The sequence below is a fragment of the Streptomyces sp. NPDC000410 genome, assembly GCF_040300305.1.
Lineage (GTDB): Bacteria > Actinomycetota > Actinomycetes > Streptomycetales > Streptomycetaceae > Streptomyces.
In genome coordinates this window covers 434,216-446,253 of the sequence record NZ_JBEPDM010000001.1, presented here as the reverse complement: position 1 = coordinate 446,253, position 12,038 = coordinate 434,216, and the positions used below count along the sequence as shown (strand labels likewise).

Genomic DNA, 12,038 nt, shown 5'->3' with positions numbered 1-12,038 from the left:
GGCGGTGGTCCCGATGACCGCCACCGTGAACGCCGTCTCCAAGACCACCGGGCCCGTCGCCCCGACGCCCAAGCCCGCACGCGCCCGCCGCCCGCGCGGACTCGTCGTGGGCGGCGCCGCCCTCGCCGTGCTCGTCGTGCTCGTGGCGGCCCTGGTCGGCGGCGGAAGCTGGCCCGCAGGGCTGACCGTCGACATCTCGCAGCCGCTCGACGACGCCAACGACTGGGTCATCGACCACCGCGACACCCACCCCCTCTTCCTCTACTTCCTGCTCCACCTGTCCAACACGGCGACCGACGCGGTCGACGCCGTCTACCAGGTGCTCGACGCACTCGGCTGGCTCGGCGTCGTGGCCGCGGGCGTGCTCGTCGCCTGGCGGGCCGCCGGGTTCGGGCGGCGGGGCGCGCGCGTCGCGGTCACCGCTCTCGGGGCGTTCGCCGTCTGCGGACTGCTCGGGATGTGGGACGCCACGCTGCTCACCATCGCGCTGATGGTGGTGTCCGTGGTCGTCGCGGCACTGCTCGGCGCGCTCATCGGACTGCTCGCCGGAATCTCCGACCGCGTCAACCGCGCGCTGCGGCCGGTGCTCGACACCATGCAGGTGCTGCCGGCGTTCGCGTACCTCCTGCCGTTCGTGCTGGTCTTCGGCACGGGCACGCCCGCCGCGCTCTTCTGCACGGTGATCTACGCGGCCCCGCCGATGGCCCGCCTCACCGCGCTCGGCCTGCGCGGCGCCGACTCCTCCGTACTGGAGGCGTCCGCGTCGCTCGGTGCGAGCGGCTGGCAGCGGCTGTGGACGGCCCGGCTGCCGCTCGCCCGCAAGCAGATGCTGCTCGGCCTCAACCAGACGATCATGATGGCGCTGTCGATGGTCGTCATCGCCGCGCTCGTCGGGGCGGGCGGCCTCGGCGAGGAGGTGTACTCGGCGCTGTCGACGACCGACGTCGGCAAGGCGTTCGCCGCGGGCGTCCCGATCGTGCTGATCGCGATCTGGCTGGACCGTACGACGGCGGCCGCGGGCGACCGCATCGGCGAGGGCGCCCCGGCTCTGGGCAGCGGGCGCACCTGGGCACTGGTCGCGGTCGGGGTCGCGGGCGCGGCCGCCGTCCGCACCTCGACCTGGCCCGAGGCGTGGACGTACGACATCTCGACCCCGGTGAACCGGGCCCAGGAGTGGATCACCGGGAACCTGACCTTCACCGAGGTCTGGGCGCGCGAGTTCACCCTGTGGATCCTCAACCCACTGCGGGACACGCTGATCTGGCTGCCCTGGTGGGCGGTGCTGCTGCTCGTCGCCGCCGTGGCCTGGCTCGTCGGGAACTGGGCCGCCGCGCTCACCGCGACCGCCGCGATGGCGGCCATCGGTGTGCTCGGCGTATGGGCGAAGTCCCTGGACACGCTCTCCCAGGTGCTCGCGGCGCTCGTGCTCACTCTGGTGCTGGGCTTCCTCGCCGGGGTGCTGTGCGCGCGGGCCGGGCGGCTGGAGCGGTGGCTGCGGCCGGTGCTCGACGCCATGCAGACGATGCCGCAGTTCGTGTACCTGATCCCGGTCGTCGCGCTGTTCGGCGCCACGCGTACGTCGGCGATCGTCGCGGCCGTCGTCTACGCGCTGCCCGCCGTCGTACGCATCACCACCCAGGGCCTGCGCGAGGTCGACCCGGCCGCGCTGGAGGCGTCCCGCTCGCTCGGCGCGTCCACCGGGCAGCAACTCCTCCAGGTCCAGCTGCCACTGGCCCGTCAGGCCCTGCAGCTCGCCGTCAACCAGGGCGTGGTGCTGGTGCTCGCCGTGGTCGTCGTGGGCGGCCTGGTCGGCGGCGGCGCGCTCGGCTACGACGTCGTCAAGGGGCTTTCCCGGGGCGAGATGGGCCTCGGGATGACGGCCGGAGTCGCGATCGTCTGCCTCGGCCTCGTCCTGGACCGCGTCACTCAGCCCGCGGCGCGCAAGCACCGCTGATCTCTGTTCTGTGATCTCCGATCCCACTAGGAGCACCATGCGTACTGCCCGTACCTCTCGTACCCTCCGCACCGTCACCGCTGTCGTCGGAGCCCTCGGCGTCCTCTCCCTCAGCGCGTGCGGCGCCGCCGACACCGGCAAGAGCCAGGACGTCGGCGGCGGCAAGAAAACCGTGAAACTGACCGTCCCCTCCTGGGTCGGCGCCCAGGCCAACGTGGCCGTCGCCAAGCACATCCTGGAGAAGGAGCTCGGCTACACCGTCAAGACCCAGCAGATGGGCGAGGTGCTGGCCTGGGACGCGCTGTCCAAGGGCGACACCGACGCGATCCTGGAGGACTGGGGCCACCCGAAGGAGGAGAAGCAGTACGTCGAGAAGAAGAAGACCGTCGTCAAGGGCGGCGACCTCGGCGTCACCGGGCACATCGGCTGGTTCGTACCGAAGTACTACGCGGACCAGAACCCCGACATCACGGACTGGAAGAACCTCAACAAGCACGCCAAGGACTTCAGAACCGCGGAGAGCGGCGAGAAGGGCGAACTGCTGGAGGGCTCGCCCGACTACGTCACGAACGACGACGCGATCATCGACAACCTGAAGCTGGACCTGAAGACGAACTACGCGGGTTCCGAGGCCGCCCAGATCACGGCGATCAAGAAGTACGCGAAGGAGAAGAAGCCGTTCCTGACGTACTGGTGGACGCCGCAGTGGCTGAACGCGCGGATCGAGATGGTCGAGGTGAAGCTCCCGGCGTACAAGGCGGGCTGTGACGCCGACCCGAAGAAGGTCGCGTGCGCGTACCCGAACACCCCGCTGCAGAAGTACCTCAACGCGGACTTCGCGAAGGACGGCGGCGAGGCGGCCGAGTTCCTGAAGAACTTCAAGTGGACCACCGAGCAGCAGAACGAGGTCGCGCTGATGATCGCGGACGAGAAGCTGTCGCCCGAGGCGGCGGCGGAGAAGTGGGTCAAGGCGAACGAGTCGACGTGGAAGGCGTGGCTGCCGAAGAAGTGACCGGGGCTCTCCGGGGCCCGGGGCTCGGGACCAAGGCCCCGGGCCCCGGGCCTTGGGGGCGCCTGCGGCGGGCTTCTTTCCCCTACCCGCCCCTTCCCGCAGTATCGATTTGCGGCTCCGCCGCGTGGGGGGGCAAGCCCCCAGCCCCCCGGTACCTCAATCGCCGGACGGGCTCCAAAGGAGCCCCTCCGGTGATTGAGGAGCAGGGGCTCGGGGGCGGAGCCCCCGACCAGGACCGGTGGTCAGCGGGGCACCAGGCCCGACGCGGCGGCTGACGCGAGGGCGGCGGCGGATGCGTCCGCGTTCAGGAAGGGACGGAGGAACTCCTCCGTCACCGTGCCCCCTTCGGCGGCGGTCACCAGACGCGCCGTGTCCTCGCGGCTCGGACGGGGCTCGGGGCCGTCCATCTCGTCCAGGGCGCACCACGCCTCCGTCACGGCGTTCGCGAAAGTCGCCAGGCGGCTCATTCCGCAGTCGAGGCCGTCGTCGTCCAGGCCGTCGGGGTACGCGGCGCGGGCCCAGGCGCCGTTCTCGTACCAGTAGACGCAGCCCAGTTCGTCACTCTCGACCAGCTTGCGCAGCTCCTCGTGGGGCAGCCAGGCCGGCGCACCCGCGAGCACGTCGATGGCCGGCTCGTGCCATTTGACGCCGCTGGACTCGTCCTCGCCGTAGAGCACGGCACGGCTGCCGTCCCCGGCGACCCGGGTCAGCGTCCACCAGGTGCAGCCCGAGTCGTCGAGGTGCAGTCCCTCCGCGTCGTGCCAATAGCCGTGCCGGTGGCGGCTGTCGACCTCCTCGGGATCGGCGGTCACGGCGGCGAGTACCGCCCAGCGGGCCCAGAGCAGGTCGGCCGGTGGCAGGTCTTCCGGGCGGCCCGGGCGGTGCAGATCGTCAGTCACGCACGCAAGGATGCCGCGATGTCGCGGACCGCGTCGAGCGTGCGCAGGAGCAGGCCGGGACCGAAGGTGATACGGGTGGCGCCCAGCCGGCCCAGCTCGGGGACGGGCGGACTGCCGGGCGCCTTGCCGACGTTGATGGGGCCGGGGACGGCCTCGCGGAGCCGGGGGAGGGCCTCGGCCGGGGCGCCGATCGGGTAGACGCAGTCGGCGCCGGCGTCGACGTACAGCAGGGCCCGTTCGATCGCGGCCCGCGGGTCGGTGACGCCGCGGATGAAGGTGTCGACGCGGGCGTTGATGAACAGCGCGTCGCCCGCCTCGGCCCGTACCTCCGCGAGCCATGCGGCCTGTCGGTGCGGGTCGACGAGGACCTTGCCGGGGCCGGAGTCCTCCAGGTTGACGCCGACCGCGCCGGTGTCGAGCACCCGGGCCACGAGCTCCTTCGGGGCCAGGCCGTAGCCCGCCTCGATGTCCGCGGAGACGGGCACGTCCACGGAGCGGACGATACGGGCGACCGCCGCGAACATCTCGTCGGCGGGCGTCTCGCCGTCCTTGTACCCGAGGGAGGCCGCCACCCCGGCGCTCGGTGTGGCGAGGGCCGGGAAACCGGCGTCGGCGAAGACCCGGGCACTCGCCGCGTCCCAGGGGCCGGGCAGGACGAGCGGGTCTTCGGGGGCGCGGTCGTGGTGTAGGGCGCGGAAGGTGTTCACCGACATTGCCGGCCTCTCAGTCGCTTGTGCTGGTCAGTGCTCGGCCGGTCAGTGTTTGTACTGGCCCGGTGTGTAGTGGCCCGGCGCCAGCCGGTGGGTGACCCCGAAACGGTTCCATGCGTTGATCACCGCGATCGTGGCGACGAGCTGGGCCAGTTCCGCCTCGTCGAAGTGCTTCGCGGCCTTCTCGTACACCTCGTCCGGGACGAAACCATCGGTCAGCACGGTGACCGCCTCGGTCAGCTCCAGCGCGGCGAGCTCCTTCGGCGTGTAGAAGTGCGGCGACTCCTCCAATGCGCTGAGCTGGACGATCCGGTCGACCGACTCGCCCGCCGCCAGGGCGTCCTTGGAGTGCATGTCGAGGCAGAAGGCGCAGTGGTTGAGCTGCGAGGCGCGGATCTTCACCAGCTCCAGCAGGACCGGGTCGAGGCCCTGCCGGGCGGCCGCGTCCAGCCGGACCATGGCCTTGTAGACCTCGGGGGCGTGCTTGGCCCACTCCAGGCGCTGGGCGGGCTCGGGGTTGCGTGCGTCGCGTTCGTTCGCGGTAGCTGTCATGGATACGACCGTACGAGGAGCATGGCGCATGGGTATGGTCCATTTCCATGGCAGATGACTGGGCCACTTCGGGGGCCACCTCAGGGTCGGACTCCGGCGCCAATTCCCGAGCCGCTTCGGGGGGAGCGTCCGGGGCCGCGTCCGGGGAAGCGTCCAGGGCCGCTTCGCGGGGAGCGTCCGGGGCCGCGTCCGGGGTCGCGTCCGAGGCTGCCCTCGGGGGCGCTCTCGGGGGCGCTTTCGGGGCGGACTTCCACATCGAACTGCGCGGATCCGGCGGCCTGCGTACGGGCCTGATGGACGCGCTCCGCGACGCCGTGCGCACCGGGCGGCTCGCCCCCGGCACCCGGCTGCCGTCCTCCCGTTCGCTCGCCGCCGACCTGGGCATCGCCCGGAACACCGTCGCCGACGCGTACGCCGAACTCGTCGCCGAGGGGTGGCTCACCGCCCGGCAGGGCTCGGGCACGCGGGTCGCCCGCCGCGCCACGCCCCGTAAGCAGGCCCCCACCCCGCCCCGGACCTCTCCGGTGCGCCTGGGGCCCACGTACAACCTGATGTCCGGCACCCCCGACCTGGCGTCGTTCCCACGTGCCGAGTGGCTCAAGGCGGCCCGGCGCGCCCTGGCCGCCGCGCCTCACGAAGCCTTCGGTTACGGCGACACACGCGGCCGCGTCGAGCTGCGTACCGTCCTCGCCGACTATCTCGCCCGCGCCCGGGGTGTGTACGCCGACCCGGACCGCATCGTGATCTGTTCCGGCTTCGTGCACGCGCTGATGCTGCTCGCCACGGTGCTGCGGAGGCGGCGGGTGCGGGAGGTGGCCGTGGAGGCGTACGGGCTCGATCTGCACTGGCAGCGGCTGACCGACGCCGGGCTGCGGCTGCCCGCGCTGCCCTTCGACGAGCGGGGCACCCGTACGGAGGAGCTGGCGCGGATGAAGGGGGCGGGCGCCGTGCTGCTCACGCCCGCGCACCAGTTCCCGATGGGCGTCGCGCTCCAACCCGACCGGCGGGCCGCGGCGGTCGACTGGGCGCGTGGTGGCGGCGGGCTGATCCTGGAGGACGACTACGACGGGGAGTTCCGCTACGACCGGCAGCCGGTCGGCGCGCTCCAGGGCCTCGACCCGGAGCGGGTGGTCTACCTAGGGACGGCCAGCAAGGCCCTCGCGCCCGGGCTGCGACTGGGCTGGATGGTGCTGCCGGAGAGCATGGTGGGGGAGGTCACGACGGCGAAGGGCGTGGCGGACTGGGCGTCGGGCACGCTGGATCAGCTGACGCTGGCGGAGTTCATGGCGTCGGGGGCGTACGACCGGCATGTGCGGGGTATGCGGCTGCGCTACCGGCGCCGCCGGGACCAGCTCGTCGAGGCGCTCGCGGAGCGTGCCCCCGGCATCCGGGTGAGCGGCATCGCCGCCGGCATGCACGCGGTCCTCGAACTCCCCCTGGGCACGGAACGCTCGGTGGTCCAGGCCGCGGCCTGGCAGGGCCTCGCGGTGGAGGGCCTGTCCCGCTACCACCACCCCTCGACCCCGGCGGGCCGCGACGCGCTGGTGGTGGGATACGGAACACCGTCGGACAGCGCGTGGTCGGGAGCGCTGGACGCGCTGTGCAGGGTGCTGCCGTGAGGGGGCGGGGGCTCATTCTGAGCCCGTCCGGCGTTTGAGGACACGGCCGGAGGCCGTACGGGGTCTGGGGGCTTGCCCCCAGTTGTGGGAAGGGGCGGGTAGGGGAACAAGCCCGCCGCAGGCGCCCTACCCCCGCCCTACCCCCGGTCGGGTCCCGGCGGGTCCGGGTCTGGGTCCGGGGCCGGTGACGTGGCCGGGTCCGGGGCCGCCGCCGGGAGTTCGCCGAAGCGCGCGAGCGCGAGCGCGCCGGCGATCGAGATCGTGAACCCCGTGATCGCGAGCCACGCGAGCCCCTCGCGGGGGCGATCGCCCAGCCAGACGACCCCGACCGCCGCGGGCGCGAGCGTCTCGGCCAGGACCAGCCCCGCCGTGGCCGTGGTCACCGAGCCGTGTGCGAAGGCCGAGGTGAGGAGCAGGAACGCCGCCGCGCCCCCGAGCAGCAGCGCGTACAGCGCCGGGTTCGTGAAGTCCACCGAGTCCATCAGCCGCACCGCGACCTCGGGCACGCCGAAGCCGATCCCGGCGCCCAGGCCCAGGACGAGCGCCCGGGACCGGCCGGGCAGTCCGCCCGCCGCGACGCCGATCAGCAGGACGGCGGCCGCCACGGCGAGCAGCACCCACTTCAGCGCGGGCGGCGGAGGCGTCGCACCCTCCGGTCCCGAGGAGAGCCCCAGCATCGCGAGGCCCGCGCAGACCACCCCGATCGCGACCCACTCGGTGCGGCTGAGCCGGACCGCCAGCGCCCGTACCCGCGTCGCCGTCACCGCCGTCACCGCGAGGCTCGCGGCGAGTGCCGCACCCACCGCGTAGATCGGGATCAGCCGCAGCGCCACGACCTGCAGGGCGAAACCGGCGCCGTCGAGGACGAGTCCGACGAGGTAGCGCCACTGCCGCACCGCGCGCATGAACAAGGCCGGATCCACCCCTGGACTGCCGCCCGGACCGGTCTCCGGTTCGACCACCGCCCGGGCGGCGACGGCCTGGAACACGGTGGCCATGCCGTAGCAGACCGAGGAAGCGACCGCGCACAGCATCCCAAAGAGCACAAAAGGACTCTAGTTGGGGAGTGATCGCGGACCGGCCTTACGGGCGGGCGGCGCGGCCATCTAGTGTGTGCGGCGATTCGTTCATTGGCTCGATACGTACGCAGCTCGATACGCACGCGGCTCGACACGTACGCAGACGGGGAGGCCCGGAACATGGCGCGGCGCAGGCTGAGGTCGAGCACGGTAGTGCTCGGCGGAGTGGGGGTGCTCGCGGCGACGCTGACCGCCTGCGGCTCGGAGCCCGATGAACGATGCGTCGACCCGGTGACGTACGAGGTGCTGCCCGAGTACGAGTGCGAGGACAGCGACGGCGACGGCCGGTACTACTACGGCGGCAGGCACACCGGCGGCACGGTCAGCGGCGGCAGCTTCGACAAGTCCGCGGTCGAGAGCGGCGGCTTCGGCTCCGGCAGCGGCTCCGGCGGCGGCTGAGCACGACCGTCATGAAGCGCCACACCATCGACCCGCGCCCCGGCTGGCAGGAGACCGTCGAGGAGCAGGGCCTGATCTATCCGCTCACCCGCTATCCGGACGGCTCGCTGCGCCCCTACTGGGACGAGAGCGCGTACTACGAGTTCTCGCTGCCCGAGGTCGAGGCGCTGGAGGAGGTCGTCGAGGAACTGCACGCCATGTGCCTGGCCGCGGCCGCGCACATCGTGGAGCAGGATCGTTTCGCGGACCTTGGCATCACCGACCCCCGGCTGGCCAAGCGGATCGCCGAGTCGTGGCGCCGGCGCGTCGAGCTGCCGTCCATCTACGGGCGCTTCGACCTGCGCTACGACGGCACGGGCCCGGCGAAGATGCTGGAGTACAACGCCGACACCCCCACCTCGCTGGTCGAGGCCGCCAGCCCGCAGTGGTTCTGGATGGAGGAACGCTTCCCCGGCGCCGACCAGTGGAACTCTCTCCATGAACGCCTCGTCGACGCCTGGAAGCGGCAGGCCCCGCTGCTGCCGCCGGGCCCGGTGCACTTCGTGCACTCCGACAGCGACGAGCTCGGCGAGGACCTGATGACGGTCGCGTATCTGCGCGAGACCGCTCAGCAGGCCGGGCTCACCACCGAGGCGCTGTCGGTCGAGCGGATCGGCTGGGACCGGCTGTCCGGGCGGTTCGTGGACGACCGGCTGCGGTTCATCCGCAGCTGCTTCAAGCTCTATCCGTGGGAGTGGCTGGCCACCGACCGGTTCGGTCCGCACGTCCTCGACACCCTGGACAACGGCGGCGGCACCGGTACCACCTGCTGGATCGAGCCCGCCTGGAAGATGCTGCTCTCGAACAAGGCGTTGCTCGCCGTGTTGTGGGAGCTGTATCCGGGGCACCCGAATCTGCTGCCCGCCTATCTCGACGGCCCGCGCGAACTCGCCGAGCGGGGCGGGTACGTGGCCAAGCCGCTGCTGGGGCGCGAGGGCGCGGGCGTGACCATCCACGAGGCGGGCGACGCGCCCGTGCTGCGCGAAGAGCCGTGCTGCTACCAGGAGTTGGCGCCGCTGCCCGACTTCGACGGCAACCGGGTCGTGCTGGGTGCGTGGGTGGTTGAGGACGAGGCGGCAGGGCTCGGCATCCGCGAGTCGTCGGGACTGATCACGGACGAGTACGCCCGTTTCCTGCCGCATGTGATCCTTTAGTCTTCTGGTCTCCCCGCAACCGAGCGCATCGGAGACCGAATGGCCATGGCAGATCAGCGAGTTGTCCTCGTCACCGGCGGCGGCACGGGCATCGGCGCGGCCACCGCGCGGCTCCTGCGCGCCGCCGGGCACCACGTCGTCGTCTCCGGGCGGCGCCCCGAGCCGCTGGAGCGGATCGCCGAGGAGACCGGCGCCCTGGCCCACCCGGCCGACACCGGCGACCCCGAGGCCGTCCGCGGTCTGGTCGACGCGGCCGTGGCCGCGTACGGCCGGCTGGACGGGCTCGTGCTCAACGCCGGTATCGGGCGCTCCGGCGGCGTGGGCGAACTGTCGGACGAGGACTGGGAAGCCGTCATGCGGACCAACCTCACCGGGCCCTTCCTCCTGCTGCGCGCCGCCCTCCCGCATCTGCTGGAGGCGCGCGGCTCGGTCGTTGCCGTCGCGTCCGTATCCGCACTGCGCAACGGAGCGGGCAACGCCGCGTACGCCACCTCCAAGGCGGCGCTGCTCCAGCTGTGCCGCTCGCTGGCCGTCGACTACGGGCAGCGCGGGCTGCGCGCCAACACCGTCTGTCCCAGCTGGGTACGCACCGAGATGGCGGACCGGCGCATGACCCGCTTCGCGGAGGAGACCGGGCTGTCGCTGGACGGGGCGTACGAGGAGGCGACCCGGCTCGTCCCGGCGGGGCGCCCCGGCGACCCGCACGAGGTCGCCGAGGCGATTTCCTGGCTGCTGTCACCCGCCGCCTCGTTCGTCAACGGCGCCGTGCTCACGGTCGACGGCGGAGTGACGGCGCTCGACCCCGGGACGGTCGCGTTCGACTTCAGTGTCGAACCGCGTCGCGGATAGGCGGCGGCCGGCAGGCGGTGGGTGGCGGACGGCGGACGGCAGGCGGTGGCCGTCGGGCGGTGGCCGTCGGCGGGGTCAGCCGCCGGCCAGCACCGCGCGCAGCTGCTCCAGGCCCCAGTCCAGGTCCTCCTTGCTGATCACCAGGGGCGGGGCGAGCCGGATGGTCGAGCCGTGCGTGTCCTTGGCCAGAACACCGCGGTCCATGAGCCTCTCGGAGATCTCGCGGCCCGTGCCGTGCGACGGGGCGATGTCGATCCCGGCCCACAGCCCACGCCCGCGCACCGCCTCCACCGCGCCCCCGCCGACCAGCAGGCCCAGCTCGTGGTGGAGGTGCTCGCCGAGCTCGGTGGCCCGCTGCTGGAACTCCCCGGTGCGCAGCATCGCGATCACCTCCAGGGCGACGGCGCAGGCCAGCGGATTACCGCCGAACGTCGAGCCGTGCTCACCGGGCCGGTAGACCCCGAGCACCTCGGAGGACGAGACGACCGCCGAGACCGGCACGACTCCGCCGCCCAGCGCCTTGCCCAGGATGTACATGTCAGGGACGACGCCCTCATGCTCGCAGGCGAACGTACGGCCGGTGCGGCCCAGGCCGGACTGGATCTCGTCGGCGATGAAGAGCTGGTTCCGCTCGCGGGTCATCTCCCGTACCCCGGCGAGATAGCCGGCGGGCGGGACGAGCACCCCGGCCTCGCCCTGGATCGGCTCCATCAGCACCGCCACCGTGTTGGCACTGCAGGCGCGGTGCAGGGCGGTGAGATCGCCGTACGGCACGATCTCGAAGCCCGGCGTGTACGGACCGAAGTCCGCGCGGGCCTCCGCGTCGGTGGAGAAGCTGATGATCGTGGTCGTGCGGCCGTGGAAGTTGTTCGCCGCGACAACGATCTTGGCCTGGCCGGGCGGGACGCCCTTGACCTTGTAACCCCACTTGCGGGCGGTCTTCACGGCGGTCTCCACCGCTTCCGCGCCCGTGTTCATGGGCAGCACCATCTCCATGCCGCACAGCTCGGCCAGCTGCGTACAGAAGTCGGCGAAGCGGTCGTGGTGGAAGGCGCGCGAGGTCAGCGTCACCCGCTCCAGCTGGGCCTTCGCGGCGTCGATCAGCCGCCGGTTGCCGTGACCGAAATTGAGCGCCGAATACCCGGCGAGCATGTCGAGGTAACGGCGGCCCTCGACGTCCGTCATCCACGCACCGTCCGCCGAGGCGACGACGATGGGCAGCGGGTGGTAGTTGTGGGCGCTGTGCGCCTCCGCGGAGGAGATCGCTCTCTCCGTTGCAGACGTTGTTGCAGACACGGGGTCTCCGTTCGTCCTGCGGCGTGGGCCGGTGGATCGGTGGCCGGCGAGGTCGGACCAGGGCCTTGGGTGTGGCCCCTTTTCTATCGTCGCTCGGCGACCGGGTGAAGAAACATTGAGCTTCGGGCGCGGCTGACCGCAGACCTTCCCGTTTCCCCGCGGTTTCCGGGGGCGGCGACCGCGCCCGCCGGGTGCCGCGAGTAGGGTGACGGTACGCACGGCGACTGGCGTACGCGGAACGAACCGCGGGGAAGCCGTGTGCGGCAGAACCTACGAGGTGCCGCCCGCCTGGGCACCTGGGACAGAAACTCCCAAGTGGGTGCCGCCCGCCCCCTGGCTCCGCCGGGGGGACCCCCAGCTGCACCCGGGACAAAAACTCCCGCGTGGGTGCCGCCCGCCCCCCTGGCTCCGCCGGGGGGACCCCCAGCAGCACCCGGGACCAGAAATTCCCACGTGGGTGCCGCCGCCCCCTGGCC

Annotated in this window: 11 protein-coding genes and 1 riboswitch; of the genes, 6 read left to right on the top strand and 5 right to left on the bottom strand. The window is 72.3% G+C overall.

The window, feature by feature from the left end:
- Positions 1-13 precede the first annotated feature (13 nt).
- Positions 14-1,954: an ABC transporter permease subunit gene (locus ABT342_RS02075; protein WP_351565604.1), complete on the top strand. Its 1,941-nt coding sequence runs from the start codon at positions 14-16 to the stop codon at positions 1,952-1,954.
- A 37-nt stretch (positions 1,955-1,991) separates the two neighbouring features.
- Positions 1,992-2,966 (top strand): ABC transporter substrate-binding protein, encoded by a 975-nt coding sequence (locus ABT342_RS02070; RefSeq protein WP_351565601.1) that lies wholly within the window; start codon positions 1,992-1,994, stop codon positions 2,964-2,966.
- A 242-nt stretch (positions 2,967-3,208) separates the two neighbouring features.
- Here the strand turns inward: ABT342_RS02070 and ABT342_RS02065 are convergent, their stop codons facing one another.
- Genes ABT342_RS02065 through ABT342_RS02055 form a run of 3 tightly spaced genes read right to left on the bottom strand, consistent with a single transcriptional unit; the run spans position 3,209 to position 5,127 of the window.
- Entirely contained in the window at positions 3,209-3,865 is a 657-nt protein-coding gene (locus tag ABT342_RS02065; protein WP_351565599.1) for a hypothetical protein, read from the bottom strand.
- Positions 3,862-4,578 (bottom strand): isocitrate lyase/PEP mutase family protein, encoded by a 717-nt coding sequence (locus tag ABT342_RS02060; protein ID WP_351565597.1) that lies wholly within the window; start codon positions 4,576-4,578, stop codon positions 3,862-3,864. The genes ABT342_RS02065 and ABT342_RS02060 overlap by 4 nt, the downstream gene beginning before the upstream one ends.
- A gap of 42 nt (positions 4,579-4,620) precedes the next feature.
- Positions 4,621-5,127, bottom strand: coding sequence for a carboxymuconolactone decarboxylase family protein (locus ABT342_RS02055; protein WP_351565594.1), 507 nt, complete (start codon positions 5,125-5,127; stop codon positions 4,621-4,623).
- A gap of 47 nt (positions 5,128-5,174) precedes the next feature.
- On the opposite strand from ABT342_RS02055, the gene pdxR reads away from it, so the two are divergent.
- Positions 5,175-6,746: a MocR-like pyridoxine biosynthesis transcription factor PdxR gene (pdxR, locus tag ABT342_RS02050; RefSeq protein WP_351565591.1), complete on the top strand. Its 1,572-nt coding sequence runs from the start codon at positions 5,175-5,177 to the stop codon at positions 6,744-6,746.
- A gap of 137 nt (positions 6,747-6,883) precedes the next feature.
- Here pdxR and ABT342_RS02045 read toward each other — a convergent pair whose 3' ends face one another.
- Positions 6,884-7,792: a DMT family protein gene (locus ABT342_RS02045; RefSeq protein WP_351565589.1), complete on the bottom strand. Its 909-nt coding sequence runs from the start codon at positions 7,790-7,792 to the stop codon at positions 6,884-6,886.
- A gap of 153 nt (positions 7,793-7,945) precedes the next feature.
- Between ABT342_RS02045 and ABT342_RS02040 the strand changes: the two genes are divergently transcribed.
- Genes ABT342_RS02040 through ABT342_RS02030 form a run of 3 tightly spaced genes read left to right on the top strand, consistent with a single transcriptional unit; the run spans position 7,946 to position 10,266 of the window.
- A complete protein-coding gene (locus tag ABT342_RS02040; RefSeq protein ID WP_351565587.1) occupies positions 7,946-8,224 on the top strand; it encodes a hypothetical protein in 279 nt (92 codons plus the stop codon).
- Between the two features lie 11 nt (positions 8,225-8,235).
- A complete protein-coding gene (locus tag ABT342_RS02035; protein ID WP_351565585.1) occupies positions 8,236-9,417 on the top strand; it encodes a glutathionylspermidine synthase family protein in 1,182 nt (393 codons plus the stop codon).
- A gap of 45 nt (positions 9,418-9,462) precedes the next feature.
- The gene (locus tag ABT342_RS02030; protein WP_351565582.1) at positions 9,463-10,266 is read left to right on the top strand and encodes an SDR family NAD(P)-dependent oxidoreductase; all 804 of its coding nucleotides are present in this window, start codon (positions 9,463-9,465) and stop codon (positions 10,264-10,266) included.
- A gap of 75 nt (positions 10,267-10,341) precedes the next feature.
- Here the strand turns inward: ABT342_RS02030 and rocD are convergent, their stop codons facing one another.
- The gene (gene rocD / locus ABT342_RS02025; protein WP_351565579.1) at positions 10,342-11,562 is read right to left on the bottom strand and encodes an ornithine--oxo-acid transaminase; all 1,221 of its coding nucleotides are present in this window, start codon (positions 11,560-11,562) and stop codon (positions 10,342-10,344) included.
- A 210-nt stretch (positions 11,563-11,772) separates the two neighbouring features.
- Positions 11,773-11,863, top strand: a riboswitch (ZMP/ZTP riboswitch).
- Positions 11,864-12,038: the final 175 nt, after the last annotated feature.